The following is a 21,485-nucleotide window of genomic DNA, read 5'->3' as shown; positions in this document are numbered from 1 at the left end:
ACACCACGCCGCAGGGCATTGCCCCGCAGGACACGTCGCAGGACACGCCGCAGGACATGAGGCCGGCGGGCACCACGACGCCGGGCGCCGCGCGCGCCGGCTTCGTGCGCGTGCGCGGCGCGCGCGAGCACAACCTGAAGAACGTCGACCTCGACATCCCGCGCGACGCGCTCGTCGTGTTCACCGGCGTGTCCGGCTCGGGCAAGTCCTCGCTGGCCTTCGGCACGCTGTACGCGGAAGCCCAGCGGCGCTACCTGGAATCGGTGTCGCCCTACGCGCGCCGGCTGTTCCACCAGATGCCGGTGCCGGAAGTCGACGACATCGACGGCCTGCCGCCGGCCGTGGCCCTGCAGCAGCAACGCGGCACCCCGACGGCGCGCTCGTCGGTGGGCAGCGTCAGCACGCTGTCGAATTCCCTGCGCATGCTGTATTCGCGCGCCGGCGACTATCCGCCCGGCCAGGAACTGCTGTATGCCGAGTCGTTCTCGCCCAACACGGCCGAAGGCGCCTGCCCGCGCTGCTCCGGCCTGGGGCGCGTGTACGACGTGACCGAGGCGTCGATGGTGCCGGACGACAGCCTCACCATCCGCGAACGCGCGGTGGCGGCGTGGCCGCCGGCCTGGCACGGCCAGAACCTGCGCGACATCCTCGTCACGCTGGGCTACGACGTCGACACGCCCTGGCGCGACCTGCCGAAAAAGGACCGCGACTGGATCCTGTTCACCGACGAGGCGCCGACGGTGCCCGTGTACGCCGGCTTGAGCCCGGCGGAGACGAAGAAGGCGCTCAGGCGCAAGGACCCGCCCAGCTACCAGGGCACCTTCACCGGCGCGCGCCGCTACGTGCTGCAGACCTTTGCGAACACCGAGAGCGCCGCGATGAAGAAGCGCGTGGCGCGCTACATGGTCGGCGCCGACTGCCCGCTGTGCCGCGGCAAGCGCCTGCGCCAGGAAGCGCTGTCGGTCACCTTCGCCGGACTGGACATCACGGAACTGTCGCGCATGTCGCTGGCGCGGCTGGCCGATCTGATGCGCCCCTACGCCGCCGGCGGGCGCTGCGCCGGCAAGCCGCCGGAACAGGCGATCGTCACCCGCCGCATCGCCGCCGACCTGTGCGCCCGCCTGGACGTGCTGCTCGCGCTGGGCCTGGGCTACCTGACGCTGGAGCGCAGCACGCCGACGCTGTCGCCGGGCGAGTTGCAGCGCCTGCGCCTGGCGACCCAGGTGCGCTCGAACCTGTTCGGCGTCGTCTACGTGCTGGACGAGCCGTCGGCCGGCCTGCACCCGGCCGATGCCGAGGCGCTGCTGGACGCCCTCGCGCGCCTGAAGGCGGCGGGCAACTCGCTGTTCGTCGTCGAGCACGCGCTGGACGTGATCCGCCATGCCGACTGGATCGTCGACGTCGGCCCGCAGGCCGGGGAAGGGGGCGGGCGCATCCTGTACAGCGGCCCGCCCGCGGGCCTGCGCCAGGTCGCCGGCTCGCACACGCGGCGCTACCTGTTCCCCGACACGGCCGACGGCGCCGCGCCGCCGGCGCGCACGCCGCGCGCGCCGGCCGGCTGGCTGCGCCTCGAAGGCGTGAGCCGCAACAACCTGCACGACCTCGACGTCGCCTTCCCGCTCGGCGTGCTGACCGGCGTGACGGGCGTGTCCGGCTCGGGCAAGTCGACGCTGGTCAGCCAGGTGCTGGTCGACCTCGTGGTGCGCGGGCTGGGCCAGGCCGAGCCGGACGCCGAGCCGGAAGCGGCGCTGGAAGCGGGGACGGAACTGGAGCGCGAACCCGAGGTCGAGACGCTGGGCCACCTGTCCGGCCTGGAGGGCGTGCGCCGCCTGGTGCGGGTGGACCAGAAGCCGATCGGCCGCACGCCGCGCTCCAACCTGGCCACCTACACCGGCCTGTTCGACCAGGTGCGCAAGCTGTTCGCCGCCACCCCGGCCGCGCGCAAGAAGCGCTACGACGCCGGGCGCTTCTCGTTCAACGTGGCCAAGGGCCGCTGCGCGCACTGCGCCGGCGAGGGGTTCGTGATGGTCGAGCTGCTGTTCCTGCCCAGCGTCTACGCGCCGTGCCCGACCTGCGGCGGCGCGCGCTACAACGCCGACACGCTGGCGGTGAACTACGCGGACCGCAACATCGCCGAGGTGCTGGCCATGACGGTGGACGAGGCGCACGCCTTCTTCGCCGCCGAGGAGGGCGTGGCGCGGCCGCTGCAGGTGCTGCGCGAGGTCGGCCTGGGCTACCTGCGGCTGGGCCAGAGCGCCACCGAGCTGTCCGGCGGCGAGGCCCAGCGCATCAAGCTGGCCACCGAGCTGCAGCGCGCCACCCGCGGCGGCGCGCTGTACGTGCTGGACGAGCCGACCACCGGCCTGCACCCGCTCGACGCCGACCGCCTGCTGGCCCAGCTGCAGCGCCTGGTCGATGCCGGCAACACCGTCATCATGGTCGAGCACACGATGCGCATGGTGGCGGCCTGCGACTGGGTGATCGACGTGGGTCCCGGCGCGGGCGAGGAGGGCGGACGGGTCGTGGCGGCGGGGCCGCCGGTGGACGTCGCCCGGGCAAAAAGGAGCCGAACGGCCCCCTATCTGGGCCAAATCGTCGGGAAAGCGTGATATCGTCGGCGAACATTGTAAATACTCAATAAAAAACCCGTTCAACGGGGCGCTCCCGTTTTGCCCTTTGCGTTACACTTTGGACATTTTTTCCAATGAGTGTTTCAAATAAGCATGACCGGCCCGAGTATTGATAGCGCCCAATTTCGCCGCATCCTGTCGCGCAACGTCGCCATGCCCCTCGGCATGGGCGTGCTCAGCGCGCTGGTCTTCGTCGGCATCATCAGTTACCTGATCAGTGTCCTGAGCTGGGTCGAACACTCCGAACACGTGATCGGCCGCGCCAACGAGATCAGCAGGCTGTCGGCCGACATGGAAACCGGCATGCGCGGCTACCTGCTGTCCGGCGACCAGGACTTCCTGGCGCCGTACAGCCTGGCCAAGCCGCGCGTCGACGCCGAGCTGGGCAACCTGACCACGCTGGTGAACGACAACCCGATCCAGGTCGACCGGGTCAACCGCATCCGCGCCGCCCAGGCGCAGTGGCAACTGTTCGCCGACGACGTGATCGCGCGGCGCAGCAGGAACGACGAGTTCATCGACCTGATCAAGAGCGGCCGCGGCAAGCAGCTGACCGACGACGTGCGCCGCCAGTTCGCCAACTTCATCGCCGAGGAACAGCGCCTGCTGCAGGAGCGCAACCAGTCCTCGCGCGAAGTGATCGGCTGGTCGGTCGGCGCCTTCCTCGTGTTCAGCCTGATCGTGGCCGGCTTGCTGGCCCTGTTCGGCCGGCGCGAGCTGATGCACCTGTCGTCCACCTACAACGAGACGCTGGAGCACGAGGCCCAGCACAATGCGCTGCTGCGCCACCAGGACTGGCTGCGCGCCGGCCAGACCGAACTGGCCGCGCGCACCATGGGCATCAACGACCTGGCGCCGCTGGCCCAGGCCGTGCTCGACTACGTGGTGGGCCACCTGAACGGCGCCGTCGGCGCCATGTACGTGCGCGACGACGACGGCGTGCTGCGCCGCATCGGCACGTATGGCTTCGCGCCCGACGCCGCGCATGCCCAGGTCATCCAGCCGGCCGATTCGCTGGCGGCCCAGGCCGCCAACCAGAACCGCGTGCTGACCCTGCGCGAACTGCCCGACGGGTATGTCAAGGTGGTGTCGGCGCTGGGCGAGGCGTCGCCGCGCGAACTGCTGATCGCGCCGATCTCCAATTTCGGCAAGATCAAGGGCGTGATCGAGATCGGCTTCCTGCACGGCGTGCGCGAGCGCGACATCGAATTCATGCAGACGATCGCCCAGGGCGTCGGCGCCGGCGTGGCGTCCGTGCTGTACCGCCAGCGCCTGCAGGCGGCGCTGGAAGAACAGCAGTCGCTGAACGAGGAACTGCAGGTCCAGCAGGAAGAGTTGCGCACCGCCAACGAGGAGTTGGAAGAGCAGTCGCGCGTGCTGGAAGAATCGCAGAGCGCGCTGGAAAACCAGCAGGCCGAGCTGGAGCAGACCAACGAGCAGCTGGCCGAGCAGGCCACCCACCTGGACAACAAGAACACCGCGCTGGTGCAGGCGCAGGAACAGCTGCGCGAGCGCGCGCTGGAACTGGAGCGCGCCAGCCGCTACAAGTCCGAGTTCCTGGCGAACATGTCGCACGAACTCAGGACGCCGCTGAACAGCTCGCTGATCCTGGCCAAGCTGCTGGCCGACAATGCCGGCGGCAACCTGGACGAGGAACAGGTGCGCTTCGCCCAGACCATCTATTCGGCCGGCAACGACCTGCTGAACCTGATCAACGACATCCTCGACATTTCCAAGGTCGAGGCCGGCAAGCTGGAGCTGGTGCCCGAGGACATCCCGCTGCGCCGCACGATCGAGGGCCTGGCGCGCGTGTTCGAACCGCTGGCGCAGCAGAAGGACCTCGATTTCGTGCTCACGGTGGAGCCGGACGTGCCGGCCGCGATCCATACCGACCGCCAGCGCCTCGAGCAGATCCTCAAGAACCTGCTGTCGAACGCCGTGAAGTTCACCGACAAGGGGCGCGTCGCCCTGACGGTCGGCGCCAGCGGCGAAGGCTGGATCCAGTTCAGCGTGCAGGATTCCGGCATCGGCATCGCCGCGGACCAGCAGGAAAAGATCTTCGACGCCTTCCACCAGGCCGACGGCACCATCAACCGCCGCTTCGGCGGCACCGGCCTGGGCCTGTCGATCTCGCGCGACCTGACCGGGCTGCTGGGCGGCACGCTCACCGTGGCCAGCACGCCGGGCGAGGGCAGCACCTTCACGCTGAGCCTGCCGCGCAACGGCGCCGTCGCCGCCACCCCGCCGGCGCCCCAGCGCGTGCATGCGGCGCCGCCGGTGCGCCAGAGCGCGCCGGTCCAGGCGCCCGAGCCGCAGGCGCAGGAAGATGGCATCCCGGCGTTCGCCGACGACCGCGCCCAGGCCGCCAGTGGCCGGCGCACCGTGCTGGTGGTCGAGGACGACCCGGAATTCGCCCGGATCCTGTACGGCCTGGCGCACGACATGGAATTCCGCTGCCTGGTCGCGCACCGGGCGCAGGAGGGCCTGGAACTGGCCGCCGCCGAAGGGCCGGACGCCATCCTGCTCGACATCCGCCTGCCCGACGGCTCGGGCCTGTCGGTGCTGCAGCAGCTCAAGGACAACCCGGCCACCCGCCACATCCCGGTGCACGTGGTGTCGAGCCAGGAGAACGGCGGCGAGGCGCTGCACCTGGGCGCGATCGGCTATGCGCTCAAGCCGACCTCGCGCGAGCAGCTGGAAGACGTGTTCCGCAAGCTCAAGGACAAGTCCTCGCAGACCGTCAAGCGCGTGCTGCTGGTCGAGGACGACGAGCGCCAGCGCGACAGCGTGGTGCAGCTGGTGTCCGACACCGACGTCGAGATCGCCGCCGTCGGCACCGGCGAGGAAGCGCTGCACCTGCTGCGCACCCAGATCTTCGACTGCATGATCATCGACCTGAAGCTGCCCGACATGCAGGGCAACGAATTGCTGCAGCGCATGTCGATGGAAGAGCTGTGCTCGTTCCCGCCGGTGATCGTGTACACCGGCCGCAACCTGACGCGCGACGAGGAAGCGGAGTTGCTGAAATACTCGCGCTCGATCATCATCAAGGGCGCGCGCTCGCCGGAGCGCCTGCTGGACGAGGTGACGCTGTTCCTGCACAAGGTCGAGTCCAAGCTGTCGTCCGAGCGCCAGAGCATGCTCAAGACCGTGCGCGGGCGCGACCGCGTGTTCGAGGGCCGCACGATCCTGCTGGTGGACGACGACGTGCGCAACGTGTTCGCCCTGACCAGCGCGCTGGAACAGCGCGGCGCCCAGGTGGTGGTGGGCCGCAACGGATTCGAGGCCATCGCCCGCCTCGACGAGAACGACGCCATCGACCTGGTGCTGATGGACGTGATGATGCCGGGCATGGACGGGCTGGAGGCGACGCGCCGGATCCGCCAGGACAAGCGCTTCGCGCGCCTGCCGATCATCGCGATCACGGCCAAGGCCATGAAGGACGACCAGGAACAATGCCTGGCCGCCGGTGCCAATGACTACCTGGCCAAGCCGATCGACCTGACCCGGCTGTACTCGCTGATGCGCGTATGGATGCCGACCCTGGAGAGAATTTGAAGCACCAACCGAGCGACACCGACATCGAATTGCGGATGCTGGTCGAAGCGGTGTACCTGAAGTACAACTACGACTTCCGCGACTACACCGGCGCCTCGCAGAAGCGCCGCGTGCTGGCGGCGATGAAGGCGATGGACTGCGAAACCATTTCCAGCCTGCAGGCGCGCGTGATGCACGACCCGGCCGCGTTCGCGCAGCTGCTGCAGTACCTGACCATCCCGGTCACCGAGATGTTCCGCGATCCGGAGTACTACCTGGCGCTGCGCCAGCAGGTCGTGCCCTTCCTGAAGACCTACCCGTCGCTGAAGGTCTGGGTGGCCGGCTGCAGTACCGGCGAGGAAGTGTATTCGCTGGCGATCCTGCTGCACGAGGAGGGCCTGCTGGAACGCAGCCTGATCTACGCGACCGACATCAATCCGGCCTCGCTGGACGCGGCGCGGCGCGGCGTGATGCCGCTCGACCGCATGCGCCTGTACACCGAGAACTACCAGAAATCGGGCGGGCTGCGCGCGTTCTCGGATTACTATACGGCGGCGTACGGCGGCGCGCTGTTCGAGCGCTTCCTGGTCGAGAACGTCACGTTCGCCGACCACAGCCTGGCGACGGACAGCGTGTTTGCCGAAACCCACCTGATCAGCTGCCGCAATGTCATGATCTACTTCAACCGGCGCCTGCAGAACCGGGTGCTCGGGCTGTTCCACGAATCGCTGTGCCACCGCGGCTTCCTCGGCCTCGGCAGCAAGGAAAGCATCGATTTCTCGAGCTATGCCGAGCGCTTCGAGTCGCTGGCGCGGCGCGAACGCATTTTCCGCAAGGTAGGTCCCTGATGCGCGCCGCAGCCCCGACCCCGCTGCCCGCCGCGCCGGCCGCCGCCCTGCCGGGCGGCCTGCACGACGACCTGCGCGCGACCCTGCGGGGCCGCCGCTTCGAGGCCGTCGTGATCGGCGGCTCGGCCGGCGGCGTCGACGCCATGATCCAGCTGCTGCCGGCGCTGCCGCGCGACTACACGCTGCCGGTGTTCTGCATCCTGCACCTGCCGGGCGACCGCGAAAGCCGGCTGGCCGAGCTGTTCGCCGAGCGCCTGCCCGTGCCGGTGCGCGAGGCCGCCGACAAGGAAGGCATCGTGCCCGGCACCGTGTACTTCGCCGGCTCCGGCTACCACCTGTCGGTGGAGTGCGACCGGACGTTCTCGCTGAGCTGCGAGCCGCCCGTGCATTTCGCCCGCCCGGCCATCGACGTGCTGATGGAATCGGCCGCCGATGCCTACGGCCCCGGCCTGGCCGGCATCCTGCTGACCGGCGCCAACCACGACGGCGCGGCGGGCATGGCCCATATCCACGCCTGCGGCGGCCTGACCGTCGTCCAGGCGCCGTCCGATGCCCAGGTGCCGACGATGCCGCTGGAAGCCATCCGTCGCTGCAGCCCGGACCTGATCCTGCCGTTGGAACGCATCCACGCGCTGTTGCCCATGTTGGAGAACGATAAATCATGAGCGCACCCGATCCCAGCAAACTCCTGATCGTCGACGACCTGCCGGAAAACCTGCGCGCCCTCGATGCCCTGATCCGCGACGAGCAGCGCCAGGTCTACCAGGCGCTGTCGGGCGAGGAGGCGCTGTCGCTGATGCTCGAACACGAATTCGCGCTGGCGATCCTGGACGTGCAGATGCCCGGCATGGACGGTTTCGAACTGGCCGAGCTGATGCGCGCCACCTCGCGCACGCGCAATATCCCGATCGTGTTCGTGTCCGCCGCCGGACGCGAACTGAACTATGCGTTCAAGGGCTACGAGACGGGCGCCGTCGATTTCCTGTACAAGCCGCTCGATCCGGACGCCGTGCGCAGCAAGGTCAACGTGTTCGTCACGCTCGACCAGCAGCGGCGCGAGATGCGGCGCCAGATGGAGGCGCTGGAACAGAGCCGGCGCGAGCAGGAGATCCTGCTGCAGGAACTGAACGCGACGCAGGCCGAGCTGCAGCGCTCGCTGCGCATGCGCGACGAATTCATGTCGCTGGTGGCGCACGAGCTGCGCACGCCGCTCAACACGCTGTTCCTCGAAGTCCAGATGCGCAGCCTGCAGCTCAAGCGCGGCAACCTGCCGGCCTTCAATGCCGAGCAGACCGGCAACATGATCAAGCGCGACGAGCGCCAGATCAAGTCGATGATCCGCCTGATCGACGACATGCTCGACGTCTCGCGCATGAAGAGCGGCACGCTGTCGATCCGGCCCGCCAGGGTGGAGCTGATGGCGCTGCTGGAGCGGGTCGTCAACGACCTGTCGCTGCAGGCCGCCGCGGCCGGCTGCACCGTCGCGCTGCGGCCGCACGACGCGGTGGAAGGCTTCTGGGACGAGTTCCGCATCGAGCAGGTGGTCGTCAACCTGCTGACCAATGCGCTGCGCTACGGCGGCGGCGGCGAGGTCGAGGTCAGCGTGCACCTGGAAGACTGCGGGACGCGCGGCCATGCCGTGCGCATCGACGTGCGCGACCATGGCAAGGGCATCGCGCCCGACTTCATCGAGCGCATCTTCGAGCCGTACGAGCGCGGCGCCCGCAGCGGCGAACCGAAGGGACTGGGCCTGGGCCTGTACATCTCGCGCCAGCTGGCCACCTCGCACGGCGGGCAACTGACGGTGAGCAGCGTGGCGGGACAGGGCGCGACGTTCAGCCTGACCCTGCCGTGCATGGAAGCGGCGACGGTGGCGTCGGCCTGAGCCGTCGCCCGCGGCATCGTGGCACCCGGATGAGCTGATAGGTAAAATCAATTGATGAAATCCGATCAATTAATTTCCCATTTGGTCGTGTGCGCGGTATAGTACACACCTAACGTTTTTTCACCCCCTAAAAAGGAACCTAATCCATGTCCCTCATCAACAGCACGATCAAACCGTTCAAAGCAACCGCCTACCACGACGGCAAGTTCGTCGACCTGACCGAAGCCGACTTCAAGGGCACCTGGTCGGTCCTGATGTTCTACCCGGCCGACTTCACCTTCGTCTGCCCGACCGAACTGGAAGACCTGGCTGCTTTCCAGCCGGAGTTCGCGAAGATGGGCGTGAACGTGTACGGCGTGTCGACCGACAGCCATTTCGCGCACAAGGCATGGCATGACACCTCGGAAGCGATCAAGAAGGTCAACTACCCGCTGATCGGCGACCCGACCGGCATCCTGGCCCGCAACTTCGAAGTCATGATCGAAGAAGAAGGCATGGCGCTGCGCGGCACCTTCGTGATCAATCCGGAAGGCCAGATCAAGGTCATGGAAGTGCACGACAACGGCATCGGCCGCGACGCATCGGAACTGATGCGCAAGGTCAAGGCTGCCCAGTACGTCGCGTCGCACCCGGGCGAAGTCTGCCCGGCCAAGTGGAACGAAGGCGCCGAAACCCTGAAGCCGTCGCTGGACCTGGTCGGCAAGATCTAAGGATCGACCACCTGCGGGCCGAACCGGTCGGCCCGCAGCGGCAGCATCGTAGTACCAGGCATCGGCCGTCCGCCTCCGCGGGGCGGGCCGCCGGTGTCCCCGCCCTGCGCCCGACGTCGCACGATCCCGCCATTGGCCTGGCAGGCGATCAAACTAGTCGATTTTGTTGAGATTCACCCCAGATTGTCTACTTTGATTGATGCGTCGAGGCCCCACCTCGCCCGTATGGACCACTTACGCCTAAAGGAAACGAACATGCTCGACCAAGATATGAAGACCCAGCTGGGCGCCTACCTGCAACGCGTGCAGCAACCGTTCGAGATCGTCGCGTCGCTGGACGACGGCGAGACCTCGCGCCAGACCCGCGAACTGCTCGATACCATCCAGGGCCTGCGCGCCGACAAGATCAGCGTGCGCTACGACGGCAACGACGCCCGCAAGCCCTCGTTCTCGCTGCAGCGCGCCGGCACCGACATGCACCTGCGCTTCGCCGGCCTGCCGCTGGGCCACGAATTCACCTCGCTGGTGCTGGCCCTGCTGTGGACCGGCGGCCACCCGCCCAAGGTCGATCCGGAAGTCATCGACGCCATCCGCGCGCTCGACGGCGAGTACGATTTCGAGATGTACATGTCGCTGACCTGCCATAACTGCCCGGACGTGGTGCAGGCGCTGTCGCTGATGGCCATCCTGAACCCGAAGGTCAGGACGACCGTGATCGAAGGCGGCGCCTACCAGAAGGAAGTGGAAGCGCGCCAGGTGATGGCCGTGCCGATGGTGTTCCTGAACGGCGAACTGTTCGGTTCGGGCCGCATGATGATCGAGGAGATCGTCGCCAAGCTCGACACCGGCGCCGGCGCCCGCGACGCCGCCAAGCTCAATGCCAAGGACCCGTACGACGTGCTGATCGTCGGCGGCGGCCCGGCCGGCTCGGCCGCCGCCGTGTACGCGGCCCGCAAGGGCATCCGCACCGGCGTCGCCACCGGCCGCATGGGAGGCCAGGTGAACGACACCATGTCGATCGAGAACTACATCTCGGTGCTGGAAACCGACGGCCCGAAATTCTCGGCCGCGCTGGAAGCCCAGGTGCGCCACTACGGCGTCGACGTGATGACCCAGCAGGAAGCCGCGCAGATCATCGCGCCGTCCGCCCCCGGCGAACTGGTCGAGGTGCGCTTCGCCAACGGCGGCTCGCTGAAGTCGAGCACCGTGATCCTGTCGACCGGCGCGCGCTGGAGGAACGTCAACGTGCCGGGCGAGCAGGAATACAAGAACGCCGGCGTCAACTACTGCCCGCACTGCGACGGCCCGCTGTACAAGGGCAAGCGCGTGGCGGTGATCGGCGGCGGCAACTCGGGCGTGGAAGCGGCGATCGACCTGGCCGGTATCGTCGAGCACGTGACGCTGCTGGAATTCGCCAGCCAGCTGAAGGCCGACGCCGTGCTGGTCAACAAGCTGGAAAGCCTGCCGAACGTGACCGTCCACACGAACGCGCAGACCACCGAGATCACCGGCGACGGCAAGAAAGTGAATGGCATCGGGTTCAAGGACCGCCTGACGGGCGCCGACCACCACGTGCCCCTGGCCGGCGTGTTCGTCCAGATCGGCCTGGTGCCGAACACCGAGTTCCTGAAGGGCACGGTGGAACTGTCGCGCTTCGGCGAGATCATCGTCGACGCCCACGGCCGCACCAACATCCCGGGCGTGTTCGCCGCGGGCGACGCGACCACGACGCCGTTCAAGCAGATCGTGATCGCGGCGGGCGAGGGCGCGAAGGCGGCGCTGTCGGCCTTCGACTACCTGATCCGCATGCCGGTGGCGGTCGAGTCGGCGTAAGGGCAGGAAAGCAGGAGGGAAGGTAGCACCGTCGCCCCGGCGCAGGCCGGGGTCCGATTTTTTCGCGCTGTCGTAGCGCTTGGGAATTGGGCCCCGGCCTGCGCCGGGGCGACGTGTTTCCTGTGCCGTGGCGACGTGTTTCCGCGCCGGGATGATAGTTTTTGCGTCGGGCGGCGCCTGGTACAGCGGTTTTCGCTCAGCGCGGCCTGCTGCGGCGCTGGCCGTTGTGGCGGCGCTCGTGCCGGGGCGGCGGCGGGACCGGCAGCGCGCCGCTGCCGTCCAGGCCGAATTCGAGCGCATGGCGCAGCGCACGTACCGTGACCGGCTTGGTGACGGTGCCGCTGAAGCTGCGGTATTGCGGCGGCAGCGGACCGTCGTGCGGCACCAGCAGGATGGTCGGCGTGCGGGGCGCGAGGCGCATCAATTCCCCAGGCAGGGCGCGGCGGTCGCCGTCGCCATGGGTCTGCGCGGTCAGGATCACGTCGAAGCGCAGCGCCCGGGTCGCGTTCAGGGCGGCAGCGGCCGTCCCGGTCTCGGCCACCGTATAGCCGAGCGACTTGAGCAAGGTGGCGCTGTGGCGGCGCGAAGCCGCATCTTCATCATTGAGCAGGGCGTACTTCATGGTCGAGTCCTCCTGCTGTTGGTATGCGCTCCTGTTGATAGTTTTTCAACTGCCAATTTGTAACAATCATGTCTTTCCATCCATGGCGCAACGGGCACGGCGCACGCTTGGCCGGCTGCCGGAACGGCACTGCCCGGCAAAGTGCTACACTGCCCCCGCCCGGTCAATGGAAGAACAGCGGGGGAACGCCGCCCAGGGCTTCGGTATTGCAGATGAGCCACGTGGCGAGGCCGGTCACGGCCACATGCAGTGCAGTCCAGGCTTTCGGTGTGATGCGGGTCATGGTGGCCTCCGGGCGCTTTCGTGATGGGTATGTTGTGTTTGCAGCGATGATGGTGTCATCTTATTTTGTGTGCTGTCGGGAAACTATCGGCTGGAATTCCGTGACCTTGTAGGAGTAAGCCTCGTCCTCCTGTCTGATCCTTGGCGCGGCCCGATGGTTGGCTTCCTACGGCGCGTGTAGGTTGCGTCCTATGGCGTGCTGCTGTGCTCGCGCTTAGAGTGGGATCACCATGACGACCCACGACCCCAAACTCCTCCATAAAGGCGTGCTTGCGGTACGCCGCAACGCCATCCGTCGCCTGCTGCACGGCGTCTTCGGCATCGAACGCCTGCGCGATGGCCAGCAACGCGTGATCGACAGCGTCCTCGACGGCAAGGACACGCTGGCCATCATGCCCACCGGCAGCGGCAAGTCGCTGTGCTACCAGATTCCCGCCCGCCTGCTGGGCGGCATGACCATCGTCGTCTCGCCGCTGATTTCCCTCATGAAGGACCAACTCGGCAAGCTCGAGGCCATGGGCATCCGCGCCGTGCAGGTCAACAGCAGCCTGTCCGGCGACGAGGAACGCGCGGCGCTGTCCGCCATCGCGGACCAGCGCTGCGAGATCGTGTTCTGCACGCCCGAGCGCCTGACGCAGCCCGACTTCGTGGCCGTGCTCAAGGACGTCAGGGTCGTGCTGGTGGCCGTCGACGAGGCGCACTGCATCTCGCAATGGGGCCATGACTTCCGCCCGGCCTACCTCGAGATGGCGGGCGTCATCGACGCCATCGGCCGCCCGCCCGTGCTGGCGCTGACGGCGACGGCCACCGAGGAGGTGGTGGAAGACATCGGCCGCCAGCTGAACCGGTCGCGCATGCACGTCGTCAATACGGGCGTCTACCGCCCCAACCTGCGCTACCGCGTGCTGCAGGTGACGAACGCCGCGCAAAAGCTGGAGGAAGCCCGGCGCCTCGTGCGCGACACCGCTGGCACCGGCATCGTCTACGCGGCCACCGTCAAGGCGGCCGAGGAACTGCACGCGCTGCTGGAGGAGGCCGGCGAATCGGTCACGCTCTACCACGGCAAGCTGCCGGCCGCCGAGCGCAAGACGAACCAGGACCTGTTCATGGCGGGCGCGCGGCGCGTGATGGTGGCGACCAATGCGTTCGGCATGGGCATCGACAAGCCCGACACGCGCTTCGTGATCCACCTGCAGATCCCGGCCAACCTCGAGGCCTACTACCAGGAATCCGGCCGCGCCGGGCGCGACGGCAAGGATGCCGACTGCACGCTGCTGTTCCTGCAGGACGACAAGCGCGTGCAGCAGTTCTTCCTCGTCAAGCACTACCCGGCGGCGGACGAGATCCGCGCCGTCTATACCGCCGTGCGCGCGCTGTGCGAGGAAGGCGAGGCGACCCCGGCCAGGGTCGAGGACGCCATGGACGACCTGGCCGGCCCGCACCTGAAGGTCTGCCTCAAGCTGATGAAGGATGCGCGGCTGTTGCGCCAGAACCGCAAGCTGGCCTGGCTGACGACGCAGGTCGCGCCGAAGGACAGCCTGTTCACGGCGATGGCCGAGGTCTACCGCCGCAAGCAGGAACGCGACCGCGAGGCGCTGGAACAGATGGTGGCCTACGCCGTCAGCGGCTTCTGCCGCTGGAAGCTGCTGCTCGACCATTTCGGCGACGAGGTCGAAGGCTTCGAGAAGTGCTGCCGCTGCGACAACTGCCTGAATCCGCCGAGCGCCGTGCTCCTCGACGACGTCGAGATCCGCGACGACGAGTTCGACCGCGTGCCCGAATCGGCGGCCGCGCAACCCGCGTTCGCCCCCGGCGCGTGCGTGAAGGTGGCGAAATACGGCCAGGGCGTGGTGGCGGCCGTGGCCGGCGAGCAGGTCACGATCGACTTCCCGGACGGCGAACGCCGTTCGTTCCTGGCCGGCTTCGTCAAGCCCGCGAAAGGCAAGGGCGGCCGCAAGAAAGGCAGCGCATGAGCGACATGGTGGTGGTGCGCAAGGAGGGGCTGTACTGCGTCCCCGGCGGGTTCTACATCGATCCCTGGCGCCCGGTCGACCGCGCCGTCATCACCCATGCGCACGGCGACCACGCGCGCTGGGGCCACCGCCACTACCTGGCCGCGCGCCAGAGCGTCGGCATCCTGAAGTCGCGCCTGGGCGCCGACATCCACATCGACGGCGTCGACTACGGGGAGCGCGTCGTGCACAACGGCGTGGCGATCTCGCTGCACCCGGCCGGGCACGTGCTCGGCTCGGCCCAGGTGCGCATGGAACACGAGGGCGAGGTCTGGGTCGCGTCGGGCGACTACAAGGTCGAGCCGGACGCCACCTGCGCGCCGTTCGAGCCGGTGCGCTGCCACAGCTTCATCACCGAATCCACGTTCGGCCTGCCGATCTACCGCTGGGATCCGCAGCAGGAAGTGTTCGACGAGATCAACCGCTGGTGGCGCCGCAATGCCGACGAAGGCCGCACCAGCGTGCTGTACGCCTATGCCTTCGGCAAGGCCCAGCGCCTGCTCTCCGGCCTGGATCCGTCGATCGGCCCGATCGTCTGCCACGGCGCCGTCGAACCCCTGAACCGCGTGTACCGCGAGGGCGGCGTGCCGCTGCCGCCCACGCAACTGGTCAGCGAGACCGACAAGGCCGACCTCAGGACGGCGCTGGTGCTGGCGCCGCCCTCGGCCGCCGGCTCGACCTGGACGCGCCGCTTCGGCGACTACAGCGACGCCTTCGCCAGCGGCTGGATGCTGCTGCGCGGCGCGCGCCGCCGGCGCGGCGTCGACCGCGGCTTCGTGCTGTCGGATCATGCCGACTGGCCGGGCCTGCTGGAAGCGATTCACGCCACCGGCGCCCAGCAGGTGGTCGTGACCCACGGCGCGATTCCCGTGATGGTGCGCTGGCTGTGCCAGATCGGGCTGGACGCCAAGGCCTTCGACACCGAATACGGCGAGGAGGACGACGAGGCGGTCGCCGCCCCCGTGCAGGAGGGGCAGGAGGCAGGGGAGGCGCCCGATGCGTGAATTCGCCCGCCTGTACGCCGACCTCGACGAAACCACCGCCACCAACCGCAAGCTCGACGCGCTGCAGAACTACTTCAGCCAGGCGGCGCCCGAGAACGCCGCCTGGGCCGTGTACTTCCTGGCCGGCGGCAAGCCGCGCCAGGCCGTGCCGAGCAAGCTGCTGCGCCAGTTCGCCATCGAATACGCCGGCCTGGACGAGTGGCTGTTCGACGAATCCTATGCGGCCGTGGGCGACATGGCCGAGACCATCGCCCACATCCTGCCGGCGCCGAAGCGCCACGGCGACGTCGGCCTGGCCACCTGGATGGAAGAGCGCATCGGCCCGTTGCGCGGCGCCGATCCGGGCACGATCCGCGCGGCGCTGTTCGACTACTGGGACGAGCTGACCTGGCGCGAGCGCTTCCTGTTCGTCAAGCTGATCGGCGGCGGCTTTCGCGTCGGCGTCTCGAAGCTGCTGGTCACGCGCGCGCTGGCGAACATCGCCGCCGTCGACGCCAAGCTGATCGCCCAGCGCCTGATGGGCTGGACCGACGGCCGCGTCAAGCCGACCGCCGCCGGCTTCCTGCAACTGATCGCGGCCCAGTCCGACGACGAGCACAAGCTGCGCGGCGGCCAGCCCTATCCCTTCTTCCTGGCGCACCAGCTGCAGGGCGAGCCGGGCGCGCTGGGCGACATGGGCGACTGGCAGGTCGAGTGGAAGTACGACGGCATCCGCGCCCAGCTGGTGCGGCGCGGCGGCCAGAACTTCCTGTGGTCGCGCGGCGAGGACCTGATCACCGAACGCTTCCCGGAACTCGCCGCGCTGCCGCTGCCCGAAGGGACCGTGGTCGACGGCGAAGTGCTGGTGTGGCTGGACGGCGACGCGCCGGCGCCGTTCGCCGACCTGCAGAAGCGCATCGGCCGCAAGACGCTGTCCGCGAAATTGCTGGCCGAGCTGCCGGCCGTGCTGCTGGCCTACGACCTGCTGGAGCTGGACGGCGTCGACATCCGCGGCCTGCCGCAGCACGAGCGCCGCGCACTGCTGGAAACGCTGGTCACCGGCGCCGCCCAGCCGCGGCTGCGCATCTCGCCCCTGGTCACGGCCGACAGCTGGGACGACCTGGGCGCGCTGCGCGCCGAATCGCGCGCGCGCGGCGTCGAGGGCATGATGATCAAGGCGCGCGACGCGCAGTACGGCGTGGGCCGCACCAAGGACGTCGGCACCTGGTGGAAGTGGAAGGTCGACCCGTACGCGGTGGACGCGGTGCTGATCTATGCCCAGGCCGGCAGCGGCCGGCGCGCCTCGCTGTACACCGACTACACCTTCGCCGTCTGGGACGGCGAGGGCGACGAGCGCCGCCTGGTGCCCTTCGCCAAAGCCTATTCCGGCCTGACCGACGCCGAGATCGCCAAGGTCGACAATGCGATCCGCAAGACCACGATCGAGAAGTTCGGGCCGGTGCGCTCGGTCAGGCCGACCATGGTGTTCGAGATCGGCTTCGAGGGCATCGCCCTGTCCACGCGCCACAAGGCCGGCATCGCCGTGCGCTTCCCGCGCATCCTGCGCCGGCGCGACGACAAGACGGTGGAGGAGGCCGACACGCTCGATACCCTGAAGGGCCTGCTGGAAGCCGCGGGCGCCGACGGGAGCGGGGTGGCGGCATGAGCAAGTCGCAGGCGGAAAGCGCCGTCGACGCCTGGTTCGCGGCGCGCGGCTGGAAGGTGTTCCCGTTCCAGCGCGCCGTCTGGAAGGCGGCGCTGGCCGGACAGTCCGGGCTGCTGCACGCGAACACCGGCGCCGGCAAGACCTACGCCGTGTGGTTCGCGGCGCTGCTGCGCGGCGCCAGCCGCACGCGCCGCCGCCACGGCGGCCTGCGCGTGCTGTGGCTCACGCCGATGCGCGCGCTGGCCGCCGATACCCAGCGTTCCCTGGAAGTGTCGGCCGCGGAACTGGCGGCGGCCGATCCGGACGCCTTCCACGACTGGAGCATCGGCGCGCGCACCGGCGACACCGGGGCGGCCGAGCGCGCGCGCCAGTCCCGCAAGCTGCCCGGCGCGCTGGTGACGACGCCGGAAAGCCTGTCGCTGCTGCTGTCGCACGCCGGCGCGCGCGAACAGTTCAAGCACCTGGACATGATCGTCGTCGACGAGTGGCACGAGCTGATGGGCAGCAAGCGCGGCGTGCAGGTCCAGCTGGCGCTGGCGCGGCTGCGGCGCTGGAATCCGGAACTGGTCGTGTGGGGCGTGTCGGCCACGATGGGCAACCTGGACGAGGCGCGCGACGTGCTGCTGGGCTGCGGCCGCGAGGCGCAGGGCGTGGTGGTCGAGGGCGGCTTGACGAAGCAGATCCTGGTCGACACGCTGGTGCCGCCCAATCCCTCGCGCTTTCCCTGGGCCGGCCACCTGGGCCTGGCCATGCTGCAGCCGGTGATCGACGAGATCGACCAGCACGGCTCGACGCTGGTGTTCACCAACACGCGCCCGCAGGCGGAGCTGTGGTACCAGCACCTGATCGAGGCGCGCCCGGACTGGGCCGGCGTGGTGGCGCTGCACCACGGCTCGCTCGACCGCGAGGTGCGCGAGTGGGTCGAGGCCGGCCTGAAACGCGGCGAGCTCAAGGCCGTGGTCTGCACCGCCAGCCTGGACCTGGGCGTCGATTTCCTGCCGGTCGAGCGCGTGCTGCAGATCGGCAGCGCCAAGGGCATCGCGCGCATCCTGCAGCGCGCCGGGCGCAGCGGCCATGCGCCGGGGCGCGTGTCGCGCGTGACGCTGGTGCCCACGCACAGCCTGGAACTGCTGGAGGCGGCGGCCGTCAAGCGCGCCGTCGCCGCGCACCGCATCGAGGCGCGGCGCGCGCCCGACAAACCCTTCGACGTGCTGGTGCAGCACCTGGTGACGATCGCGCTGGGCGGCGGCTTCGTGTCCGAGGCGCTGTACGAGGAAGTGCGCACCAGCTGGTCCTACCGCAACCTGACGCCGCAGGAGTGGCAGTGGGCGCTGGACTTCGTCGCGCGCGGCGGCCAGAGCCTGACCATCTATCCCGAATACCGGCGCGTGCTGCCGGACGAGGCGGGCGTGCACCGCGTGCCGGATGCGACCATCGGCCGGCGCCACCGCATGAGCATCGGCACCATCGTGTCCGATGCGCAGATGAAGGTGCAGTACGTGAGCGGCGGGCGCATCGGCACCGTCGAGGAATCCTTCATCGGGCGCATGAAGCCGGGCGACCGCTTCCTGTTCTCCGGCCGCATCCTGGAACTGGTGCGCGTGCACGAGATGACCGCGTTCGTGAAGCGCTCGGAATCGGGACGCGGGGCCGTGAGCCGCTGGAGCGGCAGCAAGGTCCCGCTCAGCGCCGAGCTGGCGCACGCCGCGCGCGAGGAACTGCGCCTGGCCAGCCAGGGCCGCTTCGAGGGGCCGGAGATGCAGGCGCTGCGGCCGTTGTTCGAGGTGCAGGAACGCTGGTCGGCGCTGCCGGGCAGCGACGTGCTGGTGGTGGAAAGCATGAAGAGCCGCGAAGGCTACCACCTGTTCGCCTACCCGTTCGCCGGCCGCTCGGTGCACACCGGCCTGGCCTCGCTGCTGGCCTACCGCGTGGGACGCATCCTGCCCAGCACCTTTTCGGTGGCCGTGAACGACTACGGCTTCGAGCTGCTGGCGCCGGAGCCGGTCGACTGGGCCGCGGCCTTCGCCGGCGCGACCGGCGCCGACGTCGCCCTGTTCGACACGGCACGCCTGCTGGAGGACGTGCTCGACAGCCTGAACGCGACCCAGTTGTCGCAGCAGCGCTTCCGCGAAGTGGCGCGCATCGCCGGGCTGGTGTTCCAGGGCTATCCCGGCCAGCACAAGTCGACGCGCCAGGTGCAGGCCTCGTCCTCGCTGTTCTTCGAGGTGTTCCGCAAGCACGACAGCGGCAACCTGCTGCTGACCCAGGCCGAGCGCGAGGTGCTGGAGCAGGAACTGGAACTGACGCGCCTGCGCGACACGCTGGTCGACCTGCACGGACGGCGCATCGCCTTCGGCGAGGTGAAGCGGGCCACGCCGTTCGGCTTTCCGCTGATGGTGGCGCGCTTTCGCGAAAAGGTCAGCACCGAGAAGCTGGCCGACCGGGTGGCGCGCATGGTGCGCGAACTCGAGAAGGCGGCCGCCGCATGAGCGCGGAACCGGCCCTGGCCGGCGCCGTCGCGGTCGCGCCCGCCGGCGAGCGCCTGCTGCTGTTGCCGCAGAAGGCCGCGTACTGGCCGCGCGAGCGCATGCTGGTCGTCGCCGACATCCACTTCGGCAAGGCGGCGGCGTTCCGCTCCTGGGGCATTCCGGTACCGCGCGGCACCACCAGCGCCAACCTCGACGCGCTCGACGCGCTGGTCGACGCCAGCGGCGCGCGCCACGTGCTGTTCCTGGGCGATTTCCTGCATGCGCGCGCGGCGCACGCGGCCGCGACCCAGGCCGCCATGCTGGCCTGGCGGCAGCGGCGTCCCGGCCTGGCGCTGACGCTCGTGCGCGGCAACCACGACAGGCATGCGGGCGACCCGGCCGCGGCGCTCGCCATCGACCTGGTGGACGAGCCGTACGTGCTGGGGCCGTTCGCGTTCTGCCACCATCCCGAGCCGGAACCCGGCACGCCCGCGCCGCCCGGCTATGTGCTGGCCGGCCACGTGCACCCGGCCTACGTGCTGGCCACGCGCTTCGACAGCCTGCGCCTGCCGTGCTTCGTGGTCGGCGCGCGGCGCATGATCCTGCCGTCGTTCGGGGCGTTCACCGGCGGGCACACGGTGCGCGCGGCGCCGGGGGAGCGCATCTACGTGACCTCCGGGGAAGCGGTGCACAGCGTTGGGTAACGCACCGAGGCGGCCGGGGTGGCGGCGTAAGCTGGCCATATTGACAACTCGTACCCGGAGGACGCCATGGCAACAACCCGCCACACCCTGGCCGCGGCCGTGGTCGCCGCGCTGCCCCTGCTGTCGGTGACCGCTCCCGCTCCCGCCCAAGCCCAGAACCATCCGCGCGCGTCCGTGCTCGCTCCGCGCATCGAAGGATTCAACGTCGAGGAAGTGCGCCGTCTCGATCCGGGAACGGAACTGAACTTCGACCTGTACGGCAGCCCCGGCGGCGCGGCCACGCTGCGCATCGACGGCGCCACGCGCAACCTGCACCTGACCGAGACCCGCCCCGGCACCTACCAGGGCACCTACACCATCGGCGTGCACGACCGCATCCGCCCGGACAGCCGCGTGACCGCGAACCTGAACGTGAACCGGCTGACGACCACGCGCGTGCTGGGCGAGCCGATCGTCCGCGGCCCCGGTCCGCGCGACGACCGCGGCGACGTGGCGGGCGTGCCGCACGTGCGCAGTTTCGACGTGCGCGGCAACGACAACCTGGGTCCGGGCAACGAGCTGACCTTCACCGTGTTCGGCACGCCGGGCGCCAAGGTCGACGTGCAGATCGCCGGCACGCGCAACATCCTCACGCTGCCCGAGGTGCGCCCGGGTGAATACAGCGGCCTGTACACGATCCGCCGCGACGACCGCATCGCCCCGGATGCGCCGGTGACGGCCACCATCCGCGCCAACGGCCGCTACACGACGGCGACGCTGGGCCGGCCGCTGCTGGCCGGCGGTCCGCCGCGCGATCGGCCGCTGCCGCCGCCGCCGCCGCCGCGTGACGAGCGCCAGCAGGTGGCGCGCTACTGCACCAACTGCGCGACGGTGGAAGCCGTCAACGTCGTGCGCACCGACAGCAATGGCGCGCTGGGCACCGTGGGCGGCGCCGTCGTCGGCGGCCTGCTGGGCAACCAGGTCGGCAGCGGCAGCGGCCGGACGGCGGCGACCGCCGTGGGCGCCGTCGGCGGCGCGCTGGCCGGACGCACCATCGAGCGCAATGCGCGTGGCGGCGAACGGTTCGACGTCGTCGTGCGCTACGAGAACGGCGCCACCCAGACCATTCCCTATACCAACGACCCGGGCTTCCGCGCGGGCGAGCGCGTGAAGGTCAACGATGGCGTGCTGACGCGCGATTGACGACGGGGGACCGGCGAACCGGACGGTGTGGCAGCCGCGACCGCGGGTGCCCATGAGGCCGAGGCTGACGGCGGCAAGCCGAAGCGGGGACGATGCGACTGACGTGTGGCGGGAATGACGCGG

General features: G+C 69.3%; 14 protein-coding genes. 13 read left to right on the top strand and 1 reads right to left on the bottom strand.

The window, feature by feature from the left end; genetic code table 11:
* Positions 1 to 56 precede the first annotated feature (56 nt).
* The 7 genes from QZ749_RS14720 (at position 57) to ahpF (ending at position 11,443) form a co-directional block, all read left to right on the top strand.
* Positions 57 to 2,609 carry an excinuclease ABC subunit UvrA gene (locus QZ749_RS14720; RefSeq protein ID WP_296948704.1) on the top strand — a complete coding sequence of 851 codons (2,553 nt, stop codon included), beginning with the start codon at positions 57 to 59 and terminating at the stop codon, positions 2,607 to 2,609.
* 114 nt (positions 2,610 to 2,723) lie between these two features.
* The gene (locus QZ749_RS14715) at positions 2,724 to 6,188 is read left to right on the top strand and encodes a response regulator (RefSeq protein WP_296948325.1); all 3,465 of its coding nucleotides are present in this window, start codon (positions 2,724 to 2,726) and stop codon (positions 6,186 to 6,188) included.
* Entirely contained in the window at positions 6,161 to 7,015 is an 855-nt protein-coding gene (locus QZ749_RS14710) for a protein-glutamate O-methyltransferase CheR (protein ID WP_373896823.1), read from the top strand. The genes QZ749_RS14715 and QZ749_RS14710 overlap by 28 nt, the downstream gene beginning before the upstream one ends.
* Positions 7,015 to 7,680 (top strand): chemotaxis protein CheB, encoded by a 666-nt coding sequence (locus QZ749_RS14705; protein ID WP_296948321.1) that lies wholly within the window; start codon positions 7,015 to 7,017, stop codon positions 7,678 to 7,680. Before QZ749_RS14710 ends, QZ749_RS14705 begins: the two co-directional genes overlap by 1 nt.
* On the top strand, positions 7,677 to 8,900 hold the full coding sequence (locus QZ749_RS14700) for a hybrid sensor histidine kinase/response regulator (RefSeq protein ID WP_296948319.1): 1,224 nt from the start codon (positions 7,677 to 7,679) through the stop codon (positions 8,898 to 8,900). Before QZ749_RS14705 ends, QZ749_RS14700 begins: the two co-directional genes overlap by 4 nt.
* Positions 8,901 to 9,046: 146 nt before the next feature.
* Positions 9,047 to 9,610 carry an alkyl hydroperoxide reductase subunit C gene (ahpC, locus tag QZ749_RS14695; RefSeq protein WP_296948317.1) on the top strand — a complete coding sequence of 188 codons (564 nt, stop codon included), beginning with the start codon at positions 9,047 to 9,049 and terminating at the stop codon, positions 9,608 to 9,610.
* 255 nt (positions 9,611 to 9,865) lie between these two features.
* On the top strand, positions 9,866 to 11,443 hold the full coding sequence (gene ahpF, locus QZ749_RS14690) for an alkyl hydroperoxide reductase subunit F (protein ID WP_296948314.1): 1,578 nt from the start codon (positions 9,866 to 9,868) through the stop codon (positions 11,441 to 11,443).
* A 196-nt stretch (positions 11,444 to 11,639) separates the two neighbouring features.
* Here ahpF and QZ749_RS14685 read toward each other — a convergent pair whose 3' ends face one another.
* Entirely contained in the window at positions 11,640 to 12,065 is a 426-nt protein-coding gene (locus QZ749_RS14685; protein ID WP_296948311.1) for a hypothetical protein, read from the bottom strand.
* A 512-nt stretch (positions 12,066 to 12,577) separates the two neighbouring features.
* On the opposite strand from QZ749_RS14685, the gene QZ749_RS14680 reads away from it, so the two are divergent.
* The 6 genes from QZ749_RS14680 to QZ749_RS14655 all read left to right on the top strand — a co-directional run bounded on the left by QZ749_RS14680 (position 12,578) and on the right by QZ749_RS14655 (position 21,362).
* Entirely contained in the window at positions 12,578 to 14,320 is a 1,743-nt protein-coding gene (locus tag QZ749_RS14680; RefSeq protein ID WP_296948309.1) for an ATP-dependent DNA helicase RecQ, read from the top strand.
* Positions 14,317 to 15,363 carry a ligase-associated DNA damage response exonuclease gene (locus QZ749_RS14675; protein WP_296948308.1) on the top strand — a complete coding sequence of 349 codons (1,047 nt, stop codon included), beginning with the start codon at positions 14,317 to 14,319 and terminating at the stop codon, positions 15,361 to 15,363. Before QZ749_RS14680 ends, QZ749_RS14675 begins: the two co-directional genes overlap by 4 nt.
* Positions 15,356 to 17,008, top strand: coding sequence for an ATP-dependent DNA ligase (locus QZ749_RS14670; protein WP_296948306.1), 1,653 nt, complete (start codon positions 15,356 to 15,358; stop codon positions 17,006 to 17,008). The genes QZ749_RS14675 and QZ749_RS14670 overlap by 8 nt, the downstream gene beginning before the upstream one ends.
* On the top strand, positions 17,005 to 19,497 hold the full coding sequence (locus QZ749_RS14665) for a ligase-associated DNA damage response DEXH box helicase (protein WP_296948304.1): 2,493 nt from the start codon (positions 17,005 to 17,007) through the stop codon (positions 19,495 to 19,497). Before QZ749_RS14670 ends, QZ749_RS14665 begins: the two co-directional genes overlap by 4 nt.
* Positions 19,494 to 20,180 carry a ligase-associated DNA damage response endonuclease PdeM gene (gene pdeM / locus QZ749_RS14660; protein ID WP_296948303.1) on the top strand — a complete coding sequence of 229 codons (687 nt, stop codon included), beginning with the start codon at positions 19,494 to 19,496 and terminating at the stop codon, positions 20,178 to 20,180. Before QZ749_RS14665 ends, pdeM begins: the two co-directional genes overlap by 4 nt.
* 66 nt (positions 20,181 to 20,246) lie before the next feature.
* Positions 20,247 to 21,362, top strand: a complete 1,116-nt coding sequence (locus tag QZ749_RS14655; protein ID WP_296948299.1) for a glycine zipper 2TM domain-containing protein — start codon at positions 20,247 to 20,249, stop codon at positions 21,360 to 21,362.
* The last annotated feature ends 123 nt before the right edge of the window (positions 21,363 to 21,485 follow it).

This window comes from uncultured Massilia sp. (assembly GCF_913773735.1).
Taxonomy (GTDB): domain Bacteria; phylum Pseudomonadota; class Gammaproteobacteria; order Burkholderiales; family Burkholderiaceae_D; genus Telluria.
The sequence above is the reverse complement of the archived record's forward strand: the minus strand, read 5'-3'. Positions and strand labels throughout refer to the sequence as shown.